General features: G+C 51.4%; 25 protein-coding genes and 1 riboswitch. Of the genes, 12 read left to right on the top strand and 13 right to left on the bottom strand.

All coding sequences use genetic code 11. The annotated features are described in order from the left end of the window. Nucleotides 1-393: 393 nt before the first annotated feature. From A7090_RS05370 to A7090_RS05360, 3 genes are all read left to right on the top strand, one after another. A complete protein-coding gene (locus A7090_RS05370; RefSeq protein ID WP_105273281.1) occupies nucleotides 394-582 on the top strand; it encodes a hypothetical protein in 189 nt (62 codons plus the stop codon). 157 nt (nucleotides 583-739) lie between these two features. Further along, a complete protein-coding gene (locus A7090_RS05365; RefSeq protein ID WP_105273280.1) occupies nucleotides 740-1,069 on the top strand; it encodes a hypothetical protein in 330 nt (109 codons plus the stop codon). A 15-nt stretch (nucleotides 1,070-1,084) separates the two neighbouring features. Next, nucleotides 1,085-1,528, top strand: coding sequence for a 1,3-beta-glucan synthase regulator (locus tag A7090_RS05360; RefSeq protein ID WP_105273279.1), 444 nt, complete (start codon nucleotides 1,085-1,087; stop codon nucleotides 1,526-1,528). Between the two features lie 46 nt (nucleotides 1,529-1,574). Here A7090_RS05360 and araD read toward each other — a convergent pair whose 3' ends face one another. The 3 genes from araD to araB form a co-directional block, all read right to left on the bottom strand. Then, complete coding sequence (araD, locus tag A7090_RS05355; RefSeq protein ID WP_105273278.1) at nucleotides 1,575-2,270, bottom strand: L-ribulose-5-phosphate 4-epimerase; 696 nt, start codon at nucleotides 2,268-2,270, stop codon at nucleotides 1,575-1,577. Nucleotides 2,271-2,554: 284 nt separating this feature from the next. Next, a complete protein-coding gene (gene araA / locus A7090_RS05350) occupies nucleotides 2,555-4,057 on the bottom strand; it encodes an L-arabinose isomerase (RefSeq protein ID WP_000151750.1) in 1,503 nt (500 codons plus the stop codon). 10 nt (nucleotides 4,058-4,067) lie between these two features. Continuing rightward, nucleotides 4,068-5,768 carry a ribulokinase gene (gene araB, locus A7090_RS05345; protein ID WP_105273277.1) on the bottom strand — a complete coding sequence of 567 codons (1,701 nt, stop codon included), beginning with the start codon at nucleotides 5,766-5,768 and terminating at the stop codon, nucleotides 4,068-4,070. A gap of 337 nt (nucleotides 5,769-6,105) precedes the next feature. Between araB and araC the strand changes: the two genes are divergently transcribed. Together araC and A7090_RS05330 are read left to right on the top strand one after the other, a co-directional pair. Further along, entirely contained in the window at nucleotides 6,106-6,984 is an 879-nt protein-coding gene (gene araC, locus A7090_RS05335) for an arabinose operon transcriptional regulator AraC (RefSeq protein WP_105273282.1), read from the top strand. 85 nt (nucleotides 6,985-7,069) lie between these two features. After that, the gene (locus tag A7090_RS05330) at nucleotides 7,070-7,834 is read left to right on the top strand and encodes a DedA family protein (protein ID WP_001148408.1); all 765 of its coding nucleotides are present in this window, start codon (nucleotides 7,070-7,072) and stop codon (nucleotides 7,832-7,834) included. 104 nt (nucleotides 7,835-7,938) lie between these two features. On the opposite strand, the gene thiQ is transcribed toward A7090_RS05330, so the two are convergent. The 4 genes from thiQ to sgrR form a co-directional block, all read right to left on the bottom strand. Then, the gene (thiQ, locus tag A7090_RS05325; RefSeq protein ID WP_105273276.1) at nucleotides 7,939-8,637 is read right to left on the bottom strand and encodes a thiamine ABC transporter ATP-binding protein ThiQ; all 699 of its coding nucleotides are present in this window, start codon (nucleotides 8,635-8,637) and stop codon (nucleotides 7,939-7,941) included. Beyond that, nucleotides 8,621-10,231 (bottom strand): thiamine/thiamine pyrophosphate ABC transporter permease ThiP, encoded by a 1,611-nt coding sequence (thiP, locus tag A7090_RS05320; protein WP_105273275.1) that lies wholly within the window; start codon nucleotides 10,229-10,231, stop codon nucleotides 8,621-8,623. The genes thiQ and thiP overlap by 17 nt, the downstream gene beginning before the upstream one ends. Then, nucleotides 10,207-11,190, bottom strand: a complete 984-nt coding sequence (thiB, locus tag A7090_RS05315; protein WP_105273274.1) for a thiamine ABC transporter substrate binding subunit — start codon at nucleotides 11,188-11,190, stop codon at nucleotides 10,207-10,209. The genes thiP and thiB overlap by 25 nt, the downstream gene beginning before the upstream one ends. Nucleotides 11,191-11,220: 30 nt before the next feature. Continuing rightward, nucleotides 11,221-11,320: riboswitch (TPP riboswitch) on the bottom strand. Nucleotides 11,321-11,353: 33 nt separating this feature from the next. Beyond that, complete coding sequence (gene sgrR / locus A7090_RS05310) at nucleotides 11,354-13,009, bottom strand: DNA-binding transcriptional regulator SgrR (protein ID WP_105273273.1); 1,656 nt, start codon at nucleotides 13,007-13,009, stop codon at nucleotides 11,354-11,356. Between the two features lie 88 nt (nucleotides 13,010-13,097). On the opposite strand from sgrR, the gene sgrT reads away from it, so the two are divergent. Together sgrT and setA are read left to right on the top strand one after the other, a co-directional pair. Next, nucleotides 13,098-13,229: a glucose uptake inhibitor SgrT gene (gene sgrT, locus A7090_RS05305; protein ID WP_105273272.1), complete on the top strand. Its 132-nt coding sequence runs from the start codon at nucleotides 13,098-13,100 to the stop codon at nucleotides 13,227-13,229. Between the two features lie 101 nt (nucleotides 13,230-13,330). Continuing rightward, nucleotides 13,331-14,509 (top strand): sugar efflux transporter SetA, encoded by a 1,179-nt coding sequence (setA, locus tag A7090_RS05300; protein WP_105273271.1) that lies wholly within the window; start codon nucleotides 13,331-13,333, stop codon nucleotides 14,507-14,509. Nucleotides 14,510-14,557: 48 nt separating this feature from the next. Here setA and leuD read toward each other — a convergent pair whose 3' ends face one another. The 5 genes from leuD to leuL all read right to left on the bottom strand — a co-directional run bounded on the left by leuD (nucleotide 14,558) and on the right by leuL (nucleotide 19,417). Beyond that, nucleotides 14,558-15,163 (bottom strand): 3-isopropylmalate dehydratase small subunit, encoded by a 606-nt coding sequence (gene leuD, locus A7090_RS05295; RefSeq protein WP_105273270.1) that lies wholly within the window; start codon nucleotides 15,161-15,163, stop codon nucleotides 14,558-14,560. Between the two features lie 10 nt (nucleotides 15,164-15,173). Then, the gene (gene leuC, locus A7090_RS05290; RefSeq protein WP_105273269.1) at nucleotides 15,174-16,574 is read right to left on the bottom strand and encodes a 3-isopropylmalate dehydratase large subunit; all 1,401 of its coding nucleotides are present in this window, start codon (nucleotides 16,572-16,574) and stop codon (nucleotides 15,174-15,176) included. Nucleotides 16,575-16,576: 2 nt separating this feature from the next. Beyond that, a complete protein-coding gene (gene leuB, locus A7090_RS05285) occupies nucleotides 16,577-17,668 on the bottom strand; it encodes a 3-isopropylmalate dehydrogenase (protein WP_105273268.1) in 1,092 nt (363 codons plus the stop codon). Next, on the bottom strand, nucleotides 17,668-19,239 hold the full coding sequence (gene leuA / locus A7090_RS05280; protein ID WP_105273267.1) for a 2-isopropylmalate synthase: 1,572 nt from the start codon (nucleotides 19,237-19,239) through the stop codon (nucleotides 17,668-17,670). Before leuA ends, leuB begins: the two co-directional genes overlap by 1 nt. Nucleotides 19,240-19,330: 91 nt before the next feature. Continuing rightward, nucleotides 19,331-19,417, bottom strand: a complete 87-nt coding sequence (leuL, locus tag A7090_RS05275; RefSeq protein ID WP_105273266.1) for a leu operon leader peptide — start codon at nucleotides 19,415-19,417, stop codon at nucleotides 19,331-19,333. A 659-nt stretch (nucleotides 19,418-20,076) separates the two neighbouring features. Here leuL and leuO point away from each other — a divergent pair. Then, nucleotides 20,077-21,021: a transcriptional regulator LeuO gene (gene leuO, locus A7090_RS05270; protein ID WP_105273265.1), complete on the top strand. Its 945-nt coding sequence runs from the start codon at nucleotides 20,077-20,079 to the stop codon at nucleotides 21,019-21,021. Nucleotides 21,022-21,175: 154 nt separating this feature from the next. On the opposite strand, the gene A7090_RS26120 is transcribed toward leuO, so the two are convergent. Beyond that, the gene (locus A7090_RS26120; protein WP_198599564.1) at nucleotides 21,176-21,220 is read right to left on the bottom strand and encodes a hypothetical protein; all 45 of its coding nucleotides are present in this window, start codon (nucleotides 21,218-21,220) and stop codon (nucleotides 21,176-21,178) included. Nucleotides 21,221-21,339: 119 nt separating this feature from the next. On the opposite strand from A7090_RS26120, the gene ilvI reads away from it, so the two are divergent. The 4 genes from ilvI (at nucleotide 21,340) to cra (ending at nucleotide 24,742) form a co-directional block, all read left to right on the top strand. After that, on the top strand, nucleotides 21,340-23,064 hold the full coding sequence (ilvI, locus tag A7090_RS05265; RefSeq protein WP_105273264.1) for an acetolactate synthase 3 large subunit: 1,725 nt from the start codon (nucleotides 21,340-21,342) through the stop codon (nucleotides 23,062-23,064). A 2-nt stretch (nucleotides 23,065-23,066) separates the two neighbouring features. Then, nucleotides 23,067-23,558 carry an acetolactate synthase small subunit gene (gene ilvN, locus A7090_RS05260; protein ID WP_001252744.1) on the top strand — a complete coding sequence of 164 codons (492 nt, stop codon included), beginning with the start codon at nucleotides 23,067-23,069 and terminating at the stop codon, nucleotides 23,556-23,558. 11 nt (nucleotides 23,559-23,569) lie between these two features. Continuing rightward, on the top strand, nucleotides 23,570-23,656 hold the full coding sequence (locus A7090_RS25685; RefSeq protein WP_001303787.1) for a fruR/shl operon leader peptide: 87 nt from the start codon (nucleotides 23,570-23,572) through the stop codon (nucleotides 23,654-23,656). An 81-nt stretch (nucleotides 23,657-23,737) separates the two neighbouring features. Beyond that, nucleotides 23,738-24,742, top strand: a complete 1,005-nt coding sequence (cra, locus tag A7090_RS05255; RefSeq protein WP_000762401.1) for a catabolite repressor/activator — start codon at nucleotides 23,738-23,740, stop codon at nucleotides 24,740-24,742. Nucleotides 24,743-25,314: the final 572 nt, after the last annotated feature.

The following is a 25,314-nucleotide window of genomic DNA, read 5'->3' as shown; positions in this document are numbered from 1 at the left end:
CCAAAACCTACCAGAATATGGTGTTGGTTTATTAGCGCTGATTTATGGGGATCCCTCAGCGCCAGTGTCGGGTTAAAATAAAACCTGCCTGCGCCACGCTGTAATTCCATCAAAAAACCAGGCTTGAGTATAGCCTGGTTTTTTACTGAACACTGATATTTTGTACAGTAATGTTTGACGAAACGGCATCAACCATCTTCGGTTTCTCATGCGATAAAAAGGTTCCTGCTTTATTCAATGATTGCATTTTCTGATTATCGGACGATTTCTGTTTGGGTTATATTAAGGCAATAAAGTGTAATGCTAATTATATATAAATGGCCGCATATATTCATTATATCTATTGAATTCATTGTTGTGGTGAAAAAATGACTTTAGAAGGAGCAAGGGGAAATGAACACTCTGCCGAGCGATTGTATTATAGTGGTTAGCATAAGTGATAATTTCATTGAAACGGTAGTGACCGGATATGATAACGTTGAAAAAATGCAACGGTTGGGTTTTTCTGGCGATAATGACCGATTTGGCAAAAATATCAGTAATGAAAATGATAAACTAAGTGTAATTAGTGAGCATTATTAATGCAGGTGCTTTATTTTGCTTTGGTTATGGTTGGTATCCATCAGAAATTATGGCTGGTTATATGCAGAAAGGTATTATTAATAGACCCTATAAAATAATCGCCTGGACTAATAAAACGACATATTTGATTGAAGAGCGTAATTAATTTGGAGGGACGATGAGAAAGGTTCGGATTACCATTACACTATACTCTTCAACGCAAAAATCGCATCGTGGCCCTTTGTTATCATCTAACCGTTTTTACGGCTGCCCTGTCTTTTTTAAAGGGATTAATGAATTATCTTCATATGGTTATGACTGCCGGATTTACATCGACGGCTATGGAAAAACGATTCACCCTGGCGAAACGGTACGCAATCTTGAGATAGCGTTCTTATATCCTGAACTTGTAATGCCGTGGATCAGCTGTGGCAGTCAGTTTCTGCTGTGGGAAGCCGGATTTATAGGTGAAGGCGTTATAACGGATATTTTACCCGCAGAAGTATAAGAAAAGGATGATGAAATGAGTAAGTTTCCTATTGTTAAATTGCATGAAAAATTCACGCTGGCGTCATGGGAACCCGTATTAGATTATAGTGGACTCGGTCAACTTATAAAAAATTATTTTCACATTGCAATTCCTGATGAGTATTTAACCTTTATTACCCTAATGGCAGACGTTGAATTAAAAGTGATGGATTCAACGTCGTATATCAGAATTTGGGGAGCCGCAGGCTGTAGTGAGCTGAATGCCGCATACCATATTCAGGATTATATTCCACACGCTCTGGCGATTGGCGATGATGAAGGCGGAAAAGTGATTTTTTATGCCGAAGGAAAAGAGGGGTTTGGTTTATATTTCGTCGGCTTCGGTAATTTAGATCTTGATGATGCGGTGTATATCGCCCCTTCATTAGATGCATTGTTAATTGAGGGAATAGGGGCAGAAATTTTTCTTGCTGCCTGAGTGATAATAAAAAAGAAGCACCTGTTACCCAGATGCTTCTCTTAAATCACTGCCCGTAATATGCCTTCGCACCATGCTTACGCAGATAGTGCTTATCTAACAACGTTTGCTGCATATCTGGCAATTGCGGAGCTAACTGGCGGCAGAAAATCCCCATATAAGCGACTTCTTCCAGCACGATGGCGTTATGCACCGCGTCTTCGGCGTTTTTGCCCCATGCAAACGGGCCGTGAGAATGCACCAGTACACCAGGCATTTGCGCCGCGTCGATACCCTGTTTTTCGAAGGTTTCAACGATGACGTTACCCGTTTCCCATTCATATTCGCCGTTGATTTCCGCGTCGGTCATTTTGCGGGTGCAGGGAATGGTGCCGTAGAAATAGTCGGCGTGGGTAGTGCCGGTTGCTGGAATTGACTGACCTGCCTGCGCCCAGATGGTGGCGTGGCGGGAGTGCGTATGCACAATGCCGCCAATGGACGGGAATGCCTGATAGAGCAACCGGTGAGTTGGCGTGTCGGAGGAGGGCTTTTTCGTTCCTTCAACCACTTCACCGGTTGCGATGCTGACCACGACCATATCGTCGGCGGTCATGGTGCTGTACTCGACGCCGGAAGGTTTGATCACAAAGACACCGCGCTCGCGATCAACGGCGCTGACGTTGCCCCATGTGAGCGTGACCAGGTTGTGTTTTGGCAGCGCCAGATTGGCTTCTAATACCTGACGTTTGAGATCTTCTAACATGTTGACTCCTTCGTGCCGGATGCGCTTTGCTTATCCGGCCTACAAAACCGGAACGCGTAGGCCTGATAAGACGCGTCAGCGTCGCATCAGGCGCTGAATGCCGGATGCGCTTTGCTTATCCGGCCTACAAAACCGAAACGTGTAGGCCTGATAAGACGCGCCAGCGTCGCATCAGGCGCTGAATGCCGGATGCGCTTTGCTTATCCGGCCTACAAAACCGGAACGTGTAGGCCTGATAAGACGCGTCAGCGTCGCATCAGGCGCTGAATGCCGGATGCCGCTAATCAGCGACGAAACCCGTAATACACTTCGTTCCAGCGCAGCGCGTCTTTAAACGCTGGCAGGCGGGTGTCGTTATCAATCACCGTGATTTCAATGTCGTGCATCTCGGCAAACTGGCGCATATCGTTGAGATTCAGCGCATGGCTGAAGACGGTATGGTGCGCGCCACCGGCGAGGATCCACGCTTCGGAAGCGGTTGGCAGATCCGGCTGCGCTTTCCATAGCGCATTCGCTACCGGCAGTTTCGGCAGGGAGTGCGGCGTTTTCACCGTGTCGATGCAGTTAACCAGCAGACGGTAACGATCGCCGAGATCAATCAGGCTGGCGACAATCGCCGGACCGGTTTGGGTATTGAAGATCAGGCGGGCTGGATCATCTTTACCGCCAATACCGAGATGCTGCACGTCAAGGATCGGTTTCTCTTCTACGGCGATCGACGGACAGACTTCCAGCATATGGGAGCCGAGTACCAGGTCATTACCCTTCTCGAAGTGATAGGTGTAGTCCTCCATAAAAGAGGTGCCGCCCTGCAGACCGGTTGACATCACCTTCATGATGCGAAGCAGGGCGGCAGTTTTCCAGTCGCCTTCGCCCGCAAAGCCGTAGCCCTGCTGCATCAGACGCTGTACGGCCAGACCCGGAAGTTGTTTCAGGCCGTGTAAATCTTCAAAGGTAGTGGTGAACGCATGGAAGCCACCTTGCTCCAGGAAACGCTTCATCCCCAGTTCAATACGCGCCGCTTCCAGCACGTTCTGCCGTTTTTCACCGTGGATTTGTGTCGCAGGCGTCATGGTGTAGCTGCTTTCGTACTCATCGACCAGCGCGTTAACATCGCCGTCGCTGATGGAGTTGACCACCTGCACCAGATCGCCAACCGCCCAGGTATTGACGGAGAAACCGAACTTGATCTGTGCGGCAACTTTATCGCCATCGGTGACCGCCACTTCACGCATGTTATCGCCAAATCGGCAGACTTTCAGATGACGGGTATCCTGTTTAGATACCGCCTGACGCATCCAGGAGCCGATACGCTCATGGGCTTGTTTATCCTGCCAGTGACCGGTAACCACGGCATGTTGCTGACGCATACGCGCGCCAATGAAGCCGAACTCGCGACCGCCGTGCGCGGTCTGGTTCAGGTTCATAAAGTCCATATCGATACTGTCCCACGGCAGCGCCGCGTTAAACTGGGTGTGGAATTGCAGCAACGGTTTGTTGAGCATGGTCAGGCCGTTGATCCACATTTTGGCCGGAGAGAAGGTGTGCAGCCACACCACCAGACCGGCGCAACGATCGTCGTAATTAGCGTCGCGGCAAATAGCGGTGATTTCATCCGGCGTGGTGCCGAGCGGTTTCAGCACCAGTTTGCAGGGCAGTTTCGCTTCCGTATTCAGCGCATTAACGACGTGTTCGGCATGTTGGGTGACCTGACGCAGAGTTTCCGGGCCATACAGATGCTGGCTGCCAATTACAAACCACACTTCATAATTATCAAAAATCGTCATTGTCGTGTCCTTATAGAGTCGGAACGGCCTGAGCAGCCTGTGCCGGGGCAGAAGTTGGAAGATAGTGTTGTTCGGCGCTCATCGCCCATTGCTGATAGCGGCGATAAAGCTGTTCAAAGCGTTGTGCCTCTTCGCTGCGCGGTTGCAGGGTTTTCTCTACTGCACTGGCCATTTTTTGCTGTGCTGATGGGATGTCTGCGTGCACTTTCGCGGCGACGGCAGCGAAAATCGCCGCTCCGAGCGCACAGCACTGGTCAGAGGCAACAATTTGCAACGGGCGATTCAGCACGTCGCAGCAGGCCTGCATAATGACCTGGTTTTTCCGCGCGATGCCGCCCAGCGCCATCACGTTATTGACGGCGATCCCCTGATTGGTGAAGCACTCCATAATTGCGCGTGCGCCAAAGGCGGTGGCAGCAATCAAACCGCCGAACAGCAGCGGAGCGTCGGTAGCGAGGTTAAGATCGGTAATCACCCCTTTCAGGCGTTGGTTAGCGTTCGGTGTGCGGCGGCCGTTAAACCAGTCGAGCACCACTGGCAGGTGATCCAGAGATGGATTTTTGGCCCATGCTTCGGTCAGCGCCGGAAGCAGTTGTTTCTGGCTGGCGTTGATTTGCTCTTTCAGTTCCGGATGCTGGGCGGCAAGCTGTTCCAGCGGCCAGCCGAGTACGCGACCAAACCAGGCGTAGATATCACCAAAGGCCGATTGGCCGGCTTCCAGACCGATAAATCCAGGAACCACGCTGCCATCAACCTGACCGCAAATACCTTTCACTGCCCGCTCGCCAACGCTCTGTTTGTCGGCAATCAAAATGTCACAGGTCGAAGTCCCAATGACTTTTACCAACGCGTTAGGCTGTGCGCCCGCGCCGACTGCGCCCATATGGCAGTCAAACGCGCCGCCGGAAATCACCACGCTTTCAGGCAGGCCGAGACGCTGCGCCCATTCCGGGCATAAGGTGCCCACCGGAATATCGGCAGTCCAGGTGTCAGTGAACAGCGGGGAAGGTAAATGACGGTTGAGGATTGGGTCCAACTCATCAAAGAAACTGGCTGGCGGCAGGCCGCCCCAGCTTTCGTGCCACAGTGATTTATGTCCGGCGCTGCAACGTCCGCGACGAATATCCTGTGGCCGGGTGGTGCCGGAGAGCAGGGCTGGCACCCAGTCGCACAACTCAATCCACGATGCGGCAGATTGCGCCACGGCGCTGTCCTGGCGAGTCACATGCAGGATTTTTGCCCAGAACCATTCGCTGGAATAAATACCGCCAATATAGCGAGAGTAGTCAACTTTGCCCGGTGTGTGACACAAGCGGGTGATCTCTTCCGCTTCTTCAACCGCGGTGTGGTCTTTCCACAATACAAACATCGCGTTCGGGTTTTCGGCAAACTCCGGGCGCAGCGCCAGCACGTTGCCGTCGGCGTCAATCGGTGCTGGCGTCGAGCCGGTACTGTCAACGCCAATTCCGACCACCGTTGCGCGCTGTTCGGCGCTAAGCTGTGTAAGCACGGTTTTCAGCGCCGCTTCCATTGACTCAATGTAGTCACGCGGATGATGACGGAACTGGTTATTCGGGGCATCACAAAATTGCCCTTTTTGCCAACGGGGATACCACTCTACGCTGGTGGCGATCTCTTCACCGGTGACGCAGTCCACCGCCAAAGCTCGCACAGAATCACTGCCAAAATCGAGGCCAATTGCAATCGCCATCGTTTCACTCCATCCAAAAAACGGGTATGAGGAAACAGTAGAGAGTTGCGAAAAAAAGCGTCAGGTAGGATCCGCTAATCTTATGGATAAAAATGCTATGGCATAGCAAAGTGTGACGCCGTGCAAATAATCAATGTGGACTTTTCTGCCGTAATTATAGACACTTTTGTTACGCGTTTTTGTCATGGCTTTAGCCCTGCTTTGTTGCAGAATGCTTTTAATTAGCGGGGTTAGCGGTTGGATTCGCGAGAAGAGCCAGTAAAAGACGCAGTGACGGCAATGTCTGATGCAATATGGACAATTGGTTTCTTCTCTGAATGGCGGGAGTATGAAAAGTATGGCTGAAGCGCAAAATGATCCTCTGCTGCCGGGATACTCGTTTAACGCCCATCTGGTGGCGGGTTTAACGCCGATTGAGGCCAACGGTTATCTCGATTTTTTTATCGACCGACCGCTGGGAATGAAAGGTTATATTCTCAATCTCACCATTCGCGGTCAGGGGGTGGTGAAAAATCAGGGACGAGAATTTGTCTGCCGACCGGGTGATATTTTGCTGTTCCCGCCAGGAGAGATTCATCACTACGGTCGTCATCCGGAGGCTCGCGAATGGTATCACCAGTGGGTTTACTTTCGTCCGCGCGCCTACTGGCATGAATGGCTTAACTGGCCATCAATATTTGCCAATACGGGGTTCTTTCGCCCCGATGAAGCGCAGCAGCCGCATTTCAGCGACCTGTTTGGGCAAATCATTAACGCCGGGCAAGGGGAAGGGCGCTATTCGGAATTGCTGGCGATAAATCTGCTTGAGCAATTGTTACTGCGGCGCATGGAAGCGATTAACGAGTCGCTCCATCCACCGATGGATAATCGGGTACGCGAGGCTTGTCAGTACATCAGCGATCACCTGGCTGACAGCAATTTTGATATCGCCAGCGTGGCGCAACATGTTTGTCTGTCGCCGTCGCGTCTGTCGCATCTGTTCCGCCAGCAGTTAGGGATTAGCGTCTTAAGCTGGCGCGAGGACCAACGCATTAGTCAGGCGAAGCTGCTTTTGAGCACCACCCGGATGCCGATTGCTACCGTCGGTCGCAATGTAGGCTTTGACGATCAACTCTATTTCTCGCGGGTATTTAAAAAATGCACCGGGGCCAGCCCAAGTGAGTTCCGTGCCGGTTGTGAAGAAAAAGTGAATGATGTAGCCGTTAAGTTGTCATAATTGGTAACGAATCAGATAATTGACGGCTTGACGGAGTAGCATAGGGTTTGCAGAATCCCTGCTTCGTCCATTTGACAGGCATATTATGCAAGCATTGCTGGAACACTTTATTACCCAATCCACCGTGTATTCATTGATGGCGGTGGTGTTGGTGGCTTTTCTGGAGTCGCTGGCGCTGGTCGGTTTGATTCTGCCCGGTACGGTGCTGATGGCGGGGCTGGGAGCGCTGATTGGTAGCGGCGAGTTAAGTTTCTGGCACGCCTGGCTGGCAGGGATTGTCGGTTGCCTGCTGGGCGACTGGATCTCCTTCTGGCTGGGCTGGCGTTTTAAAAAGCCGTTGCATCGCTGGTCATTTCTGAAGAAAAACAAAGCACTACTCGATAAAACTGAACATGCATTACATCAGCACAGCATGTTCACTATTCTGGTTGGTCGTTTTGTCGGCCCGACGCGTCCGCTGGTGCCAATGGTGGCGGGAATGCTGGATCTCCCGGTGGCAAAATTTATCACGCCGAATATTATCGGCTGTCTGCTGTGGCCACCGTTTTACTTCCTGCCGGGGATTCTGGCGGGTGCGGCGATCGATATTCCAGCCGGAATGCAGAGTGGCGAGTTTAAATGGTTGCTGTTGGCGACGGCGGTATTTTTGTGGGTTGGTGGCTGGCTGTGCTGGCGGTTATGGCGCAGTGGTAAAGTCACTGACCGTTTAAGTCATTATTTGTCGCGCGGTCATTTGTTGTGGCTGACGCCGTTAATTTCTGCCATTGGCGTGGTGGCGCTGGTGGTGTTAATTCGCCATCCGTTGATGCCGGTGTATATCGATATTTTGCGAAAAGTGGTTGGGGTTTAGGGGATAGCCTTGTGCGGGTTGCCTGATGCGACGCTTGCCGCGTCTTATCAGGCCTACAAAACGCACTACCCGTAGGTCGGATAAGGCGTTCACGCCGCTACAGATTAACCTTTAATTCCCAACAGCGCCGAAGCACTCGCCTTACCGCTTAACAACTCATCGGTTTTACCTTGCCAGGCGATACGCCCGTCGACGACGACTACCGAGCGCGTGGCGATCCGCGCCGCATCCTCCACACTGTGCGATACCATCAACAGCGTCATTTTTTGCTGCTGGCAGCTCGTGCTCACCAGCGTCAGCATCTCCTGACGCAGTGCCGGATCGAGCGCGGAAAACGGTTCATCAAGCAGTAGAATGGGCTGTTCGCGCACCAGACAACGCGCCAGAGCCACGCGCTGTCGCTGACCGCCGGAAAGCTCGCCCGGTAACCGCGTCATTAAATTATCAATTCCCATCTGGCGGGCGATAGCGTGCATTTTCTGCTGCTGTGCAGCGTTCAGTTTCAATCCTGGATTAAGCCCCAGCCCGATGTTCTGCGCTACCGTCAGGTGACTGAACAGGTTGTTTTCCTGAAACAGCATCGACACCGGCCGGCGTGACGGCGGCGTCGTGGTGTGATCAATACCGTCGATAGTCAGCGAACCGCTGGCTGGCGTCAGAAAACCAGCGACCAAATTCAGTAGGGTACTTTTACCCGCGCCGCTTGGCCCGAGGAGCGCCACCTGCTCGCCTCGTTCCACCGTTAAGCTAAAACGCATTGGCAAATGGTAGTAAAGCCAGGTGATATCAGTCAGTTTTAACATTTCGCCCCGGTAGTTTTTCAATCACGGTAAACAGCAGAAAACAGAGCAGCAGCAGAATTAACGCGGTGACCGCGCCGTCCTGGCTGCGATAGGAGCCAATTTGCTGGTAAAGATAAAATGGCAGGGTGCGGAAATCATCGTTACCGAACAACGCCACCACGCCAAAATCACCAATCGACAGCACACAAGCAAAGGCCAGCGCCTGCGCCAGCGGACGTTTCAGGGCGCGCAGCTCCACCACTTTTAAGCGCGACCAGCCTTCAATGCCCAGAGACTGGCACAGCATGCTGTAGCGGGCGGTGATATCGCGCATTGGGTTTTCCAGCACCTTCAGGGCGTAGGGGAGCGCCATTAACGCATTGGTGAAAATTACAATGCCGTCAGCAGATTGCGGCAGGCCAATAGTGTTGTTGAGCAGTAAAAAGAAGCCCGTTGCCAGCACAATCCCCGGCATGGCGAGGATCAGCATTCCGCTCATCTCCAGCGCCTGACCCGCCAGTAGTTTTTGCCGCGCCCGCAGTTCGCGACTGCTCCATAGCAGCATCATGGTCAGTATCACGCACAATACACCTGCCGCCAGCGCAATACGCAACGAGGTCCACAGCGCCTGCCACAGCACCGGTTGTGCCAGCACTTCCGGCAACTGGCGATTTACACCGTCGACGATCACCGCCAGTAACGGTGGCAGCAACAGCAGCAGTGCCAGCACAATTAACACCGTGTCGCAAATGCGGCTATGCAGACGATCGTCCGGGTCGCGCCAACCTTGCAGCAGCGTGGTGCCGGGCGCAATGGACTTACTCAATCGCTGACTCAACAGCACCAGCCCAAGGCAACACACCATCTGGATCAGCGCCAGCATCGCCGCGCGGGCGGGATCGTAGTCGTAACTCAGCGCCTGATAAATAGCCAGCTCGATAGTGGTTGCCTGCGGACCGCCGCCCAGCGACAGCACGGTGGCGAAGCTGGCGAAACAGAGCATAAAGATCAGCGCGGCAACCGGCGGGATGTGTCGCCGTAGCCACGGCCATTCAACGAAGCGGAAAAAATGCCAGCCACGCATCCCAAGTTGGGCGGCAAGTTGACGTTGTTCGCCGGGAATGTTTTCCAGTGCCTGGAGCAATAAGCGGCTCGCCATCGGCAGATTAAAAAATACATGCGCCAGCAAAATACCTTGCAGGCCGTAGGGCGAAAATGTCCACTCCAGACCAAGCGTTTGCCAGAGCGAGGCCAGCCACCCCTGGCGACCATAGACGCTAAGAATGCCAAAAACGGCGACCAGCACCGGGAGGATCAAGGTCATTGCGCACAGACGCAACAGCGCTAGTCGCCCCGGAAAGCGCCTGCGATAGAGGGCGCGGGCAAGGAATATCGCGGGCACGACAGAGAGCAGCGACGAGAGAAACGCCTGCCAGAAGGAGAAGCGCACCACATGCCACAGGTAGCTGTCCTGCCAGACTGTCGTCCAGTCACCCTGCGGCGCGTTCCACCACAGGGCGAGAAACGCCGCCAGTGCAACCGCTACCACCAGCGTGGCGGCGCTTACGCCTGGAATTAACCATCCGGGAATTAACGGCTGACGGCGCGTTGCCATTCGCTAATCCATGCCTGACGTTGTGCCGCTACTTCGGCTGGCGTGAACTCCAGCGTGGTTGCTGGTTTGGTTAATTGTTCAAAACCGGCGGGCAGCGTGACGTTTGCTACCGGATACATCCAGTTGCCCGTTGGGATCGCGTTCTGGAAGGCCGGAGAAACCATAAACTGAAGGAATTTTTGTGCCAGCTCTGGCTGCTTGCTGGCAGCGGTGCGGGCGGCGACCTCTACTTGCAGATAGTGACCTTCGCTAAAGTTCGCGGCGGCGTAGTTATCTTTCTTCTCTTCAAGAATGTGATAAGCCGGAGAGGTGGTGTAACTCAGTACCAGGTCGCTTTCGCCTTTCAAAAACAGGCCGTAGGCTTCGCTCCAGCCTTTGGTGACCGTGACCGTTTTCTTCGCCAGTTTCTGCCAGGCTTGTGGGGCGTCATCGCCATAGACTTTTTGCATCCACAACAACAGTCCCAGCCCCGGCGTACTGGTACGCGGATCTTCATAAATCACCCGCCAGTTTTGATCGCTCTCTACCAGCTCTTTCAGGCTTTGCGGCGGTTTTTTCAGTTTGTTCTTGTCATAGACGAAGGCGAAATAGCCGTAATCAAACGGTACGAAAGTGTCATTATTCCAGCCGCCGGGAACGTTCACGGCATTCGCTGCTACACCGCTTTTGGCAAACAGCCCGGTTTTACTGGCGGCATCTAAAAGGTTGTTATCCAGCCCCAGCACCACATCGGCTTTACTATTTTTGCCTTCCATCCGCAGACGGTTGAGCAGTGAGACGCCATCTTCCAGCGCCACCAGTTTCAGTTCGCAGTTGCAGTCGGCTTCGAAGGCTTTTTTAACCACTGGACCTGGCCCCCAGTCGGCGGCGAAGGAGTCGTAGGTGTAGACGGTCAGAACGGGTTTAGCGAAAACAGGCGCTGTACACAACAACAGCAGTGGAAGACATTTTTTTAACACTTTGCACCTCAAAAAAGAGTGGCAAAGGACTTGAGAAGGAGCCTCAAATCCCTTCGCCGGCGTTATCCGGATCAGGTTCGACGGGTATTTTCTCAGCGCACGCGTCCGCGTGGCACCCCGTTGAGAACGGCGTTAGTGTAGTGAGTTTACGGCGACGCGGCAATCATGGATCCGGCGGCGCAAACCATGCTGATTTAAAATCAAACCAGCCGAGGGTGTTCATGCGCAGGCCGCGCATACTGCGCTGCCCCTGAATAATTAGCCAGTGATGGATGAGCGGCACCATTGCTTTACTGGCAACCAGTTGCTGGCACCAGTTCGCCAGATTCATTTCGCCATTGCGCCAGCGGGCGGCGTCGGCTTGCCAGTCGATCGGAATACAGTGTTGTAGCAGCGGCACTTCGCACAGGTGCGCAAACAGCGAAAAATCCAGCGGCAGTGTAAAGTTGGCGCTGTTAAGCCAGATATCGCTTTCGATCTCTCCTTTATGCCACTGATCGTAGCTGATCTCTTGGATTTGCAATGTGACCTGATGACTTGCCAGAATCTGCTGCATGATCCCGGCAATGACCCGATGCTCAATATGATCCTGATAAAAAGTCAGCGTGAGGTTTTCCAGCCCAGCGGGTTTTTCGCAGTGCGTCGGGTGGGCATGATGCCAGCGAGGAAGCAGTCCATAAGCGGGGAACCACAGTTGCTGGTATTGTTCCTCGGCGAAATAGGCCAGATTCGTTGGAGAAAGCACATAACTTATCCAGTCCCTGACTTGCTGATTCGCCCCGCGGTGGGTGCGGCTGTCGAACAGTAAATAGTAGCAACCTTCTTCCTGGCGGCTTTCAATCTCTTTTTCCTCGCCCTGTGGCCCTTTTAGCAACAGACCTCCGGCTGGCTCATTGGAAATTTCCGGCAGAACCCAGACGTTTACTTCGTCGATTAATGCGCGATAACCGAAGAAGTCATCGAATGCCTGAATTTTCAGTTGATTGATGCTGTTGCGGATCACCGCATACGGACCGGTGCCGATGGGATGGCTGGCAAAATTACTGAGGGTTTCCCATTCTCGCGGCAGGATTATCGCCGGAACTTGTCCCAGCAGTAACGGCAACCAGCGGTCCGGCTGCGTGAGATGGATATCCAGCGTCCAGGGCGTCGGCGACACAATTTCAGCAATGTGGGAATAGAGCGGTAGCGTATTGCTTCGTTTTAAAGAAGCGATCACGTCGTTCATTTCCAGTTCACGACCATGATGAAAATGGATGCCAGGACGTAAAAAGAAACGCCAGTGAAGCGGTGAAATTTGCTGCCAGTGGTGGGCTATGTCCGCTTCCAGTTCCCCATTTTCCTCATTTACGCGCGTTAGCGAACTGAAGATTTGCCGGGCGATATGGGTTTCGGAACGGCGCAATGCGCTGCCGGGCAGCAGATTACGCAACGGGCGATAATAGAGCACGCGCAGGATGTGCCTCCCCTGACGGAAGCTACGCCCCAGATGAGAAACCAGCATTTGCCGCACAGTCGCTTTGTCGCCAACCAGCTGTACCAACTGATCGATACGATCCTGCTCCAGCAGGTCCTCTGCTCGCTGCTGTTGTAGCGCCAGCCCGGTATAGAGGAATGTTAAACGCGAGCGTTTGCCGCGCCCGACTTCCGCTTCCCACGTCAGCCAGCCGCGATCCTGCATGGTGTTGAGCAGGGTGCGCATATGACGACGGGAGCAGCTCAATAACTCTGCCAGTTCGTTGAGCGTCGTGTCCTGCGATTTACCCTCGCAGCATTGCCACAGGCGAATGAACTGTTGTTGCAGGCGAGCAGATGGCATAAAAGGGGAACTCCTGCGCAAAAGTCAGCAATTTTATAATCCCTATATTAAGCCAATAATTCCTGACGATGAAGCAAGGAGGTGCCCCATGCGTCAGTTTTATCAGCACTATTTTACCGCGACAGCGACGTTGTGCTGGTTGCGTTGGTTAAGCGTCCCACAACGATTAACCATGCTTGAAGAACTGATGCAGTGGGATGACCGCAATTCTGAAAGTTGACTTGCCTGCATCATGTGTGACTGAGTATTGGTGTAAAATCACCCGCCAGCAGATTATACCTGCTGGTTTTTTTTATTCTCGCCGCGCTAAAAAGGGAACATATGATCTGGATAATGATGATGGCTCGCCGTATGAACGGTGTTTACGCGGCATTTATGCTGGTCGCTTTTATGATGGGGGTGGCCGGGGCGCTACAGGCTCCTACGTTGAGCTTATTTCTGAGTCGTGAGGTTGGCGCGCAACCTTTCTGGATCGGACTCTTTTATACGGTGAATGCTATTGCTGGGATCGGCGTAAGCCTCTGGTTGGCAAAACGTTCTGACAGTCAGGGCGATCGGCGAAAACTGATTATATTTTGCTGTTTGATGGCTATCGGCAATGCGCTATTGTTTGCATTTAATCGTCATTATCTGACGCTTATCACCTGTGGTGTGCTTCTGGCATCGCTGGCCAATACGGCAATGCCACAGTTATTTGCTCTGGCGCGGGAATACGCGGATAACTCGGCGCGAGAAGTGGTGATGTTTAGCTCGGTGATGCGTGCGCAGCTTTCTCTGGCATGGGTTATCGGTCCACCGCTGGCCTTTATGCTGGCGTTGAATTACGGCTTTACAGTGATGTTTTCGATTGCCGCCGGGGTATTCACACTCAGTCTGGTATTGATTGCATTTATGCTTCCGTCTGTGGCGCGGGTAGAGCTGCCGCCGGAAAATGCTTTATCAATGCAAGGTGGCTGGCAGGATAGTAACGTACGGATGTTATTTGTCGCCTCGACGTTAATGTGGACCTGCAACACCATGTACATTATTGATATGCCGTTGTGGATCAGTAGCGAGTTAGGATTGCCAGACAAACTGGCGGGTTTCCTGATGGGGACGGCAGCTGGACTGGAAATACCAGCAATGATTCTGGCTGGCTACTATGTAAAACGTTATGGTAAGCGGCGAATGATGGTCATAGCAGTGGCGGCAGGTGTGCTGTTTTACACCGGATTGATTTTCTTTCATAGCCGTATGGCGTTGATGACGCTGCAACTTTTTAACGCTGTATTTATCGGCATTGTTGCGGGTATTGGGATGCTATGGTTTCAGGATTTAATGCCAGGAAGAGCGGGGGCAGCTACCACCTTATTTACCAACAGTATTTCTACAGGGGTAATTCTGGCTGGCGTTATTCAGGGAGCAATTGCACAAAGTTGGGGGCACTTTGCTGTCTACTGGGTAATTGCGGTTATTTCTGTTGTTGCATTATTTTTAACCGCAAAGGTTAAAGACGTTTGATGACGTGGACGATAGCGGAAAGCCCGGTCATTTGACCGGGCAAGGGAATTAATTCATAAACGCAGGTTGTTTTGCTTCATAACCCGCAATAGCGTCGTCGTGCTGCAAGGTCAGGCCGATGCTGTCCAGACCATTCATCATGCAGTGGCGGCGAAAGGCATCAATAGTAAAGCGATAGGTTTTCTCTCCCGCTTTCACCTCTTGCGCTTCCAGGTCTACATCAAAATGAATCCCCGGATTAGCTTTCACCAGCGCAAACAGCTCATCCACTTCTGCATCGCTTAATTTTACCGGCAGCAGCTGGTTGTTAAAGCTGTTGCCGTAGAAGATGTCAGCGAAACTTGGCGCAATCACCACTTTAAAACCGTAGTCGGTCAATGCCCACGGTGCGTGCTCACGCGAGGAGCCGCAGCCGAAGTTTTCTCGTGCCAGCAAAATGGAAGCGCCCTGATACTGCGGGAAGTTCAGCACGAAGTCCGGGTTTGGCTGTTGGCCTTTTTCATCCAGAAAACGCCAGTCATTAAACAGATGCGCGCCAAAACCCGTACGGGTCACTTTCTGCAAAAACTGTTTCGGGATGATTGCATCGGTATCGACATTGGCGGCATCCAGCGGAACCACCAGGCCTGTGTGTTTGATAAATTTCTCTGCCATGGTGTGCTCCTTATTTAATATTGCGAATGTCGGCGAAATGTCCGGTCACGGCAGCTGCGGCTGCCATTGCCGGGCTGACCAGATGCGTACGCCCGCCGCGCCCCTGGCGGCCTTCAAAGTTACGGTTGCTGGTGGAGGCACAACGTTCGCCCGGATTCAGACGGTCGTTGTTCATCGCCAGACACATTGAGCAGCCAGGCAAGCGCCATTCAAAACCGGCTTCAATAAAGATTTTGTCCAGACCTTCCGCTTCCGCCTGGGCTTTTACCGGACCAGAGCCGGGGACGACCAGAGCCTGTACGCCTGGCGCGACTTTCCGTCCTTTGGCGATTTCTGCCGCCGCACGTAAATCTTCAATGCGCGAGTTGGTGCAGGAACCGATAAACACTTTATCGATAGCCACTTCGGTCAGCGGAATACCCGCTTTCAGCCCCATATAGGCCAACGCTTTTTCTGCTGAGGCGCGCTCAACCGGATCGGCAAACGAAGCCGGATCGGGAATGCTGTCGTTCACGGAAATTACCTGGCCTGGATTGGTGCCCCAGGTGACCTGAGGGGCGATTTCTTCTGCTTGCAGAGTGACAACAGTATCGAAAGTTGCGCCTTCGTCGGTTTGCAGGGTTTTCCAGTAGGCAACGGCATCGTCGAAATCTTTGCCTTTCGGTGCATGTAAACGGCCTTTGACATAGTTAAAGGTCGTTTCGTCCGGCGCAACCAGACCTGCTTTTGCGCCCATTTCGATTGCCATATTGCACAGGGTCATACGACCTTCCATGCTTAAATCACGGATCGCCTCGCCGCAAAACTCCACCACATGACCAGTGCCGCCCGCGCTGCCAGTTTTACCAATAATCGCCAGCACGATATCTTTCGCGGTAATGCCTGGCGCGGCTTTGCCCTGGACCTCAATTTTCATGGTCTTCGCACGACCCTGTTTCAGGGTTTGCGTTGCCAGTACATGTTCAACTTCGGAAGTACCGATACCAAAGGCCAGCGCGCCAAATGCGCCATGAGTGGCGGTATGCGAGTCGCCACAGACAATAGTCATTCCTGGTAAGGTTACGCCTTGTTCCGGCCCCATCACGTGAACGATCCCCTGATAGGGGTGATTCAGGTCATACAGCTCGACGCCAAACTCTTTGCAGTTTTTGATCAGCTCCTGCATCTGGATGCGCGCCATTTCACCGCAGGCATTAATGTCTTTGGTCTGAGTGGAGACGTTGTGATCCATAGTGGCGAAGGTTTTCCCCGGCTGACGTACCGGGCGACCGTGCGCGCGCAGGCCATCGAACGCCTGCGGTGAGGTCACTTCATGTACCAGATGGCGGTCGATATATAACAGAGGGGTTTCGTTTTCGGCTTCGTACACTACGTGAGCGTCGAACAATTTTTCATATAACGTCTTAGCCATGATTACACCCCTTCAGCCACATAGCGGGCAATGATATCGCCCATTTCATCGGTACTAACGGCGGCAGCACCACGGGCTAAATCCCCGGTGCGAACACCTTCTTCTAATGCGCGGTTTATGGCGCGTTCAATGGTGGAAGCCGCATCATCGGCATCCAGACTGTAGCGCAGCAGCAGCGCCAGCGACAGAATTTGCGCAATCGGGTTGGCGATGTTTTTGCCTGCGATATCTGGTGCCGAGCCGCCCGCCGGTTCATACAGACCAAAACCTTGCTCGTTCAGGCTGGCAGAAGGCAACATGCCCATCGAGCCAGTGATCATTGCGCACTCATCAGAAAGAATGTCGCCAAACAGGTTGGAGCACAGCAGAACGTCAAACTGTGATGGATCTTTAATCAGCTGCATGGTGGCGTTGTCGATGTACATATGCACCAGTTCGACATCCGGGTATTCCGTAGCAAGCTCGCTAACAATCTCCCGCCATAAAATAGAGGATTGCAGCACGTTGGCTTTGTCGATTGAGGTGACTTTGCGGCGACGCTTGCGAGCAGATTCAAACGCGATACGGGCAATGCGCTCGATCTCAAAACGGTGATATACCTCAGTATCAAATGCTTTCTCATATTGTCCGCTACCTTCGCGGCCTTTTGGCTGACCGAAATAGATGCCGCCGGTCAGTTCGCGCACACACAGGATATCGAAGCCGTTAGCGGCAATATCAGCACGCAGCGGACAGAATGCTTCCAGCCCCTGATACAGTTTTGCCGGACGCAGGTTGCTGAATAATTTGAAGTGCTTACGCAAAGGCAACAGCGCGCCGCGTTCTGGTTGCTGGTCTGGCGGCAAATGTTCCCATTTCGGGCCGCCTACTGAGCCAAACAGCACGGCATCGGCTTGCTCACAACCTTCAACTGTTGCAGGCGGCAGTGGTTGCCCATGGTTATCAATGGCTGCGCCGCCTACATCGTAATGGCTGGTGGTGATACGCATCGCAAAGCGGTTGCGCACGGCATCCAGCACTTTCAGCGCCTGGGTCATCACTTCCGGACCAATACCGTCCCCCGGCAATACGGCAATATGGTAATTCTTCGACATCACACGGTTTCCTTGTTGTTTTCGTTGTGTTGAGCTTTGCGCTGTAACTCTTTTTCGACTTCTGCGGCCCGCCAGATATTGTTCAGTACGTGCACCATGGCTTTGGCAGAGGACTCGACAATATCGGTGGTCAGGCCGACGCCGTGGAAGCGGCGACCGTTGTAGTTGACGACAATATCCACCTGACCCAGCGCATCTTTACCGTGACCTTTGGCGGTCAGGCTGTATTTCACCAGTTCGACGTTATAGTCAGTGATACGGTTAATCGCCTGATAAACGGCATCTACCGGACCGTTGCCGTTGGCGGCTTCTGCTTTGACTTCTTCGCCGCAGGCCAGTTTGACGGCGGCAGTAGCAATATCGTTAGAACCTGACTGCACGCTGAAGTAATCCAGACGGAAATGTTCCGGCTCTTCTTGCTGTTTACCGATGAAGGCCAGCGCCTCCAGATCGTAATCAAACACCTGACCTTTTTTGTCTGCCAACTTCAGGAAGGCGTCGTACAGATTGTCTAAATTATATTCACTTTCTTTATAACCCATCTCATCCATGCGGTGTTTCACTGCCGCACGGCCCGAACGAGAGGTCAGATTCAGCTGGATTTGGTTCAGACCAATAGATTCTGGTGTCATGATTTCGTAGTTTTCGCGGTTTTTCAGCACGCCATCCTGGTGAATACCGGAAGAGTGTGCGAATGCGCCGCTGCCAACAATGGCTTTGTTTGCCGGGATCGGCATATTACAAATCTGGCTAACTAACTGGCTGGTGCGCCATATTTCCTGGTGATTAATGGCGGTATGGACGTTAAGAATATCCTTACGAACTTTGATAGCCATGATCACTTCTTCCAGGGAACAGTTACCGGCACGTTCGCCGATCCCGTTCATTGCACCTTCCACCTGGCGTGCTCCGGCATGCACCGCCGCCAGTGAGTTGCCGACTGCCAGGCCCAAATCGTCGTGGGTGTGTACGGAAATAATGGCTTTGTCGATGTTAGGCACGCGTTCATACAGGCCGCTGATGATTTCAGCGAACTCAAACGGCATGGTGTAGCCTACGGTGTCCGGAATGTTGATGGTGGTGGCACCGGCATTAATCGCTGCTTCGACGACTCGCGCCAGATCGGCAATGGGTGTACGCCCGGCATCTTCGCAAGAAAATTCAACATCATCGGTATAATTACGGGCGCGTTTCACCATATAGATAGCGCGTTCAATTACGTCGTCCAGCGTGCTGCGCAGCTTGGTGGCGATGTGCATTGGCGAAGTGGCAATGAAGGTATGAATACGGAAGGCTTCGGCGACTTTCAGGGATTCAGCCGCCACGTCAATATCTTTCTCCACGCAGCGAGCTAACGCGCATACGCGGCTGTTTTTGATCTGACGGGCGATGGTTTGCACTGATTCAAAATCGCCCGGCGAAGAGACGGGGAACCCGACTTCCATCACGTCAACACCCATACGCTCAAGGGCCAGCGCAATTTGCAGTTTTTCTTTCACACTCAAGCTTGCCTGTAACGCCTGTTCACCGTCGCGCAATGTGGTATCGAAAATAATGACTTGCTGGCTCATGGTTTGGGTCCTTGTCTCTTTTAGAGCGCCTCGCTTCGGGCATAAAAAAACCCGCGCAATGGCGCGGGTTTTTGTTTGACTGCGTGCTGGCTTAATGCTGAATGCCGCTCACTGGTCTACCGCGCAAAGAAGATGCGTTTAGTAGTAGTAGACCGATAAAGCGAATGATGTGAGTCATTAAATCAGCTCCAGATGAATGCGATATGCTTTTAGAGTTACTGGATACAAAAACGGATGTCAACCCTGATGCAACAAAAACATCCCGCCCGCGTGAGTTCTGCATCCGTCAAATTAGCTAATTGTGCTGTGGCTGTTAAAACAAGCGATATTAATTTCTGCTTAACCATACATACATTTCATTGCTTGACATACTTCAGAATAATTTATTGCATTTAATCAACGAAGCAAGAGTGGGTGAAACGTGCTGGTTACCCAAGCTATCCTGATGATTTATATTGAATTTATATGTTTTGTGAATTTCTTGATATTGATTTGGTGAATATTATTGTTGGATTAATGTTAAGGTTTGATGCATTAAATATATAAATTAATTATTAAAAAGGCACGTTTAATCCATTTTTATGATGATTGAGTATTCGTGGTACTTATGATTAGATCGTTTTCGCAACAAAAACATTATGGATTATTATGCTGTGGTAAATGACTCTTTCCTCGGCAGTGGATTCTGTTTTTATCAGAACCCGTATCTTTATGTTTTCCTAATTTTACGCATTTTCCTTTTTCTTATTTTATATGCATGATAAATCATATTCTTCAGGATTATTTCTCTGCATTCCAATAAGGGAAAGGGAGTTACGTGTGACAGTGGAGTTAAGTATGCCAGAGGTACAAACAGATCATCCAGAGACGGTGGAGTTAAGCAAGCCACAGCTACGCATGGTCGATCTCAACTTATTAACCGTTTTCGATGCCGTGATGCAGGAGCAAAATATCACCCGTGCCGCTCATGTTCTGGGAATGTCGCAGCCTGCGGTCAGTAACGCTGTTGCACGCCTGAAGGTGATGTTTAATGACGAGCTTTTTGTTCGTTATGGACGTGGTATTCAACCAACTGCTCGCGCATTTCAACTTTTTGGTTCAGTTCGTCAGGCATTGCAACTAGTTCAAAATGAATTGCCGGGTTCAGGTTTTGAGCCCGCAAGCAGTGAACGCGTATTCCATCTTTGCGTTTGCAGCCCATTAGACAGCATTCTGACCTCGCAGATTTATAATCACGTTGAGCAGATTGCGCCAAATATACATGTTATGTTCAAATCTTCATTAAATCAGAATACTGAACATCAGCTGCGTTATCAGGAAACGGAGTTTGTGATTAGTTATGAAGACTTCCATCGTCCTGAATTTACCAGTGTGCCATTATTTAAAGATGAAATGGTGCTGGTAGCCAGCAAAAATCATCCAACAATTAAAGGCCCGTTACTGAAACATGATGTTTATAATGAACAACATGCGGCGGTTTCGCTCGATCGTTTCGCGTCATTTAGTCAACCGTGGTATGACACGGTAGACAAGCAAGCCAGTATCGCGTATCAGGGCATGGCAATGATGAGCGTACTTAGCGTGGTGTCGCAAACGCATCTGGTCGCTATTGCGCCGCGTTGGCTGGCTGAAGAGTTCGCTGAATCCTTAGAATTACAGGTATTACCGCTGCCGTTAAAACAAAACAGCAGAACCTGCTATCTCTCCTGGCATGAAGCTGCCGGGCGCGATAAAGGCCATCAGTGGATGGAAGAGCAATTAGTCTCAATTTGCAAACGCTAACTGAATGCAGAATAGGCCAGACATTAATGTCTGGTTTATTCTGTATTTTTTATTGAATGTAGAATTTTATTCTGAATGTGTGATCTCGCTATTTTAGGATTAATTCAAAAAATAGATAAATTGCTGTAAGTTGTGGGATTCAGCCGATTTATTATCAATTTAATTCTCCGTAGTGGAGGATTTTATCGTTTCTTTTCACCTTTCCTCCTGTTTATTCTTATTACCCGGCGTTTATGTCTCTGGCGGCTAATTGCTTAAGCAAGATCGGACGGTTAATGTGTTTTACACATTTTTTTCCGTCAAACAGTGAGGCAGGCCATGGAGATGTTGTCTGGAGCCGAGATGGTCGTCCGATCGCTTATCGATCAGGGCGTTAAACAAGTATTCGGTTATCCCGGAGGCGCGGTCCTTGATATTTACGATGCACTGCATACCGTGGGGGGTATCGATCATGTATTAGTTCGTCATGAGCAAGCAGCGGTGCATATGGCTGATGGTCTGGCGCGCGCAACCGGGGAAGTCGGCGTCGTGCTGGTAACGTCGGGTCCAGGGGCGACCAATGCGATTACTGGCATCGCCACCGCTTATATGGATTCCGTTCCATTAGTTGTCCTTTCCGGGCAGGTAGCGACCTCGTTGATAGGCTACGATGCCTTTCAGGAGTGCGACATGGTGGGGATTTCCCGCCCGGTGGTTAAACACAGTTTTCTGGTTAAGCAAACGGAAGACATTCCGCAGGTGCTGAAAAAGGCTTTCTGGCTTGCGGCAAGTGGTCGCCCTGGACCAGTGGTAGTTGATTTACCGAAAGATATTCTTAATCCTGCGAACAAATTACCTTATGTCTGGCCGGAGTCGGTCAGTATGCGTTCTTACAATCCCACTACCACCGGACATAAAGGGCAAATAAAGCGCGCTCTGCAAGCGCTGGTGGCGGCAAAAAAACCGGTTGTTTACGTAGGTGGTGGGGTCATCACGGCTGGCTGCCATCAGCAGCTGAGAGAAATGGTGGAGGCGTTGAATCTGCCCGTTGTTTCCTCATTGATGGGGCTGGGGGCGTTTCCGGCAACGCATCGTCAGGCATTGGGCATGCTGGGAATGCACGGCACCTACGAAGCCAATATGACGATGCATAACGCGGATGTGATTTTTGCCGTCGGGGTACGGTTTGATGATCGAACGACGAACAATCTGACAAAGTACTGCCCAAATGCCACTGTTCTGCATATCGATATTGATCCTACCTCCATTTCTAAAACCGTGACGGCTGATATCCCGATTGTGGGGGATGCTCGCCAGGTTCTCGAACAAATGTTTGAACTCTTGTCGCAAGAATCCACCCATCAACCGCTGGATGAGATCCGCGACTGGTGGCAGCAGATTGAACAGTGGCGCACTCGTCAATGCCTGAAATATGACACCCACAGTGAAAAGATTAAACCGCAGGCGGTGATCGAGACTCTTTGGCGGTTGACGAAGGGGGACGCTTACGTGACCTCCGATGTTGGGCAACACCAGATGTTCGCCGCGCTTTATTATCCATTCGACAAACCCCGTCGCTGGATCAATTCCGGAGGCCTCGGCACCATGGGCTTTGGTCTGCCTGCGGCGTTGGGCGTCAAAATGGCGTTGCCAGAAGAAACCGTGGTTTGCGTCACTGGCGACGGCAGTATTCAGATGAACATTCAGGAATTGTCTACAGCGTTGCAATACGCGTTGCCCGTACTGGTGGTGAATCTCAATAACCGCTATCTGGGGATGGTGAAACAGTGGCAGGACATGATCTATTCCGGCCGTCATTCACAATCTTATATGCAATCGCTACCCGATTTCGTCCGTCTGGCAGAAGCCTATGGGCATGTCGGGCTTCAGATTTCTCATCCGCAAGAGCTGGAAAGCAAACTTAGCGAGGCGCTGGAACAGGTGCGCAATAATCGCCTGGTGTTTGTTGATGTCACCGTTGATGGCAGTGAGCACGTCTACCCGATGCAGATTCGCGGGGGTGGAATGGATGAAATGTGGTTAAGTAAAACGGAGAGAACCTGATTATGCGCCGGATATTATCAGTCTTACTCGAAAATGAATCAGGCGCGTTATCCCGCGTGATTGGCCTTTTTTCCCAGCGTGGCTATAACATTGAAAGCCTGACCGTCGCACCAACCGACGATCCGACATTATCGCGTATGACCATCCAGACCGTGGGCGATGAAAAAGTGCTTGAGCAGATCGAAAAGCAATTACACAAGCTGGTCGATGTATTACGCGTGAGCGAGTTGGGGCAGGGGGCGCATGTTGAGCGGGAAATCATGCTGGTGAAAATTCAGGCCAGCGGCTACGGACGTGACGAAGTGAAACGTAATACGGAAATATTCCGTGGGCAAATTATCGATGTCACCCCATCGCTTTATACCGTTCAATTAGCAGGCACCAGCGATAAACTTGATGCATTTTTAGCATCGATTCGCGATGTGGCGAAAATTGTGGAAGTTGCTCGCTCTGGCGTGGTCGGACTTTCGCGCGGCGATAAAATAATGCGTTGAGAACGATCTCAATGCGCAATTTGCAGCCCAACATGTCACGTTGGGCTTTTTTTGCGAAATCAGTGGGAACCTGGAATAAAAGCAGTTGCCGCAGTTAATTTTCTGCGCTTAGATGTTAATGAATTTAACCCATACCAGTACAATGGCTATGGTTTTTACATTTTACGCAAGGGGCAACTGTGAAACTGGATGAAATCGCTCGGCTGGCGGGAGTGTCGCGGACCACTGCAAGCTACGTTATTAACGGCAAAGCGAAGCAATACCGTGTGAGCGACAAAACCGTTGAAAAAGTTATGGCTGTGGTGCGTGAGCACAATTACCACCCGAACGCCGTGGCAGCTGGGCTTCGTGCTGGACGCACTCGTTCTATTGGTCTTGTGATCCCCGATCTGGAGAACACCAGCTATACCCGCATCGCTAACTATCTTGAACGCCAGGCGCGGCAACGAGGTTATCAACTGCTGATTGCTTGTTCAGAAGATCAGCCAGACAACGAAATGCGCTGTATTGAGCATCTTTTACAGCGTCAGGTTGATGCCATTATTGTTTCGACGTCGTTGCCACCAGAGCATCCTTTTTATCAACGCTGGGCTAACGACCCGTTCCCGATTGTCGCGCTGGACCGCGCCCTCGATCGTGAACATTTCACCAGCGTGGTTGGTGCCGATCAGGATGATGCCGAAATGCTGGCAGAAGAGTTACGTAAGTTTCCCGCCGAGACGGTGCTTTATCTTGGTGCGCTGCCGGAGCTTTCTGTCAGCTTCTTGCGTGAGCAAGGTTTCCGTACTGCCTGGAAAGATGATCCGCGCGAAGTGCATTTCCTTTATGCCAACAGCTATGAGCGGGAGGCCGCAGCCCAATTATTCGAAAAATGGCTGGAAACGCATCCGATGCCGCAGGCGCTGTTCACAACTTCGTTTGCATTGTTGCAAGGGGTGATGGATGTCACGCTACGTCGCGACGGCAAACTGCCTTCTGACCTGGCAATTGCCACCTTTGGCGATAACGAACTGCTCGACTTCTTACAGTGTCCGGTATTGGCAGTGGCTCAACGTCACCGCGATGTCGCAGAGCGTGTGCTGGAAATTGTCCTGGCAAGCCTGGACGAACCGCGTAAGCCAAAGCCTGGTTTAACACGCATTAAACGTAATCTCTATCGCCGCGGTGTGCTCAGCCGTAGCTAAGCCGCGAACAAAACGACGCGCCAGGTGAATTTCCCACTGGCGCGTCGAGTACGGGAATGGACATCAATATCCTTAAAGTAAATAAGACTATTCCTGGCTATTATTGATAAGTCTTTTTAAACCCGCCCGTTAATTAACTCATTTGCTGAAATTCGCAATAATTAAGTAATATCGGCAGTGCGTTTTTGCATTATTTTGTTACATGCCGAGATGAATTGCCCATTTAGCAAACACTTTTCTTTGCTTTTGCGCAAAACCCGTTGGCATCAAGCGCCACACAGACGCAACAGGGACTGTTAACCGGGGAAGATATGTCCTAAAATGCCGCTCGCGTCGCAAACTGACACTTTATATTTGCTGTGGAAAATAGTGAGTCATTTTAAAACGGTGATGACGATGAGGGATTTTTTCTTACAGCTATTCATAACGTTAATTTGCTTCGCACGTTGGACGTAAAATAAACAACGCTGATATTAGCCGTAAACATCGGGTTTTTTACCTCGGTATGCCTTGTGACTCGCTTGACAAGCTTTTCCTCCGCTCCGTAAACTCCTTTCAGTGGGAAATTGTGG

It is taken from the genome of Escherichia sp. MOD1-EC7003 (assembly GCF_002965065.1).
GTDB lineage: Bacteria > Pseudomonadota > Gammaproteobacteria > Enterobacterales > Enterobacteriaceae > Escherichia.
The sequence above is the reverse complement of the archived record's forward strand: the minus strand, read 5'-3'. Positions and strand labels throughout refer to the sequence as shown.

Excerpts from the sequence above, each read along its gene's own strand:
- A7090_RS05370 (WP_105273281.1), top strand. The coding sequence starts at position 394 with ATGAACACTCTGCCGAGCGATTGTATTATAGTGGTTAGCATAAGTGAT.
- A7090_RS05365 (WP_105273280.1), top strand. The coding sequence starts at position 740 with ATGAGAAAGGTTCGGATTACCATTACACTATACTCTTCAACGCAAAAA.
- A7090_RS05360 (WP_105273279.1), top strand. The coding sequence starts at position 1,085 with ATGAGTAAGTTTCCTATTGTTAAATTGCATGAAAAATTCACGCTGGCG.
- araD (WP_105273278.1), bottom strand. The coding sequence starts at position 2,270 with ATGTTAGAAGATCTCAAACGTCAGGTATTAGAAGCCAATCTGGCGCTG.
- araA (WP_000151750.1), bottom strand. The coding sequence starts at position 4,057 with ATGACGATTTTTGATAATTATGAAGTGTGGTTTGTAATTGGCAGCCAG.
- araB (WP_105273277.1), bottom strand. The coding sequence starts at position 5,768 with ATGGCGATTGCAATTGGCCTCGATTTTGGCAGTGATTCTGTGCGAGCT.
- araC (WP_105273282.1), top strand. The coding sequence starts at position 6,106 with ATGGCTGAAGCGCAAAATGATCCTCTGCTGCCGGGATACTCGTTTAAC.
- A7090_RS05330 (WP_001148408.1), top strand. The coding sequence starts at position 7,070 with ATGCAAGCATTGCTGGAACACTTTATTACCCAATCCACCGTGTATTCA.
- thiQ (WP_105273276.1), bottom strand. The coding sequence starts at position 8,637 with ATGTTAAAACTGACTGATATCACCTGGCTTTACTACCATTTGCCAATG.
- thiP (WP_105273275.1), bottom strand. The coding sequence starts at position 10,231 with ATGGCAACGCGCCGTCAGCCGTTAATTCCCGGATGGTTAATTCCAGGC.
- sgrR (WP_105273273.1), bottom strand. The coding sequence starts at position 13,009 with ATGCCATCTGCTCGCCTGCAACAACAGTTCATTCGCCTGTGGCAATGC.
- sgrT (WP_105273272.1), top strand. The coding sequence starts at position 13,098 with ATGCGTCAGTTTTATCAGCACTATTTTACCGCGACAGCGACGTTGTGC.
- setA (WP_105273271.1), top strand. The coding sequence starts at position 13,331 with ATGATCTGGATAATGATGATGGCTCGCCGTATGAACGGTGTTTACGCG.
- leuD (WP_105273270.1), bottom strand. The coding sequence starts at position 15,163 with ATGGCAGAGAAATTTATCAAACACACAGGCCTGGTGGTTCCGCTGGAT.
- leuC (WP_105273269.1), bottom strand. The coding sequence starts at position 16,574 with ATGGCTAAGACGTTATATGAAAAATTGTTCGACGCTCACGTAGTGTAC.
- leuB (WP_105273268.1), bottom strand. The coding sequence starts at position 17,668 with ATGTCGAAGAATTACCATATTGCCGTATTGCCGGGGGACGGTATTGGT.
- leuA (WP_105273267.1), bottom strand. The coding sequence starts at position 19,239 with ATGAGCCAGCAAGTCATTATTTTCGATACCACATTGCGCGACGGTGAA.
- leuL (WP_105273266.1), bottom strand. The coding sequence starts at position 19,417 with ATGACTCACATCATTCGCTTTATCGGTCTACTACTACTAAACGCATCT.
- leuO (WP_105273265.1), top strand. The coding sequence starts at position 20,077 with ATGCCAGAGGTACAAACAGATCATCCAGAGACGGTGGAGTTAAGCAAG.
- ilvI (WP_105273264.1), top strand. The coding sequence starts at position 21,340 with ATGGAGATGTTGTCTGGAGCCGAGATGGTCGTCCGATCGCTTATCGAT.
- ilvN (WP_001252744.1), top strand. The coding sequence starts at position 23,067 with ATGCGCCGGATATTATCAGTCTTACTCGAAAATGAATCAGGCGCGTTA.
- A7090_RS25685 (WP_001303787.1), top strand. The coding sequence starts at position 23,570 with ATGCGCAATTTGCAGCCCAACATGTCACGTTGGGCTTTTTTTGCGAAA.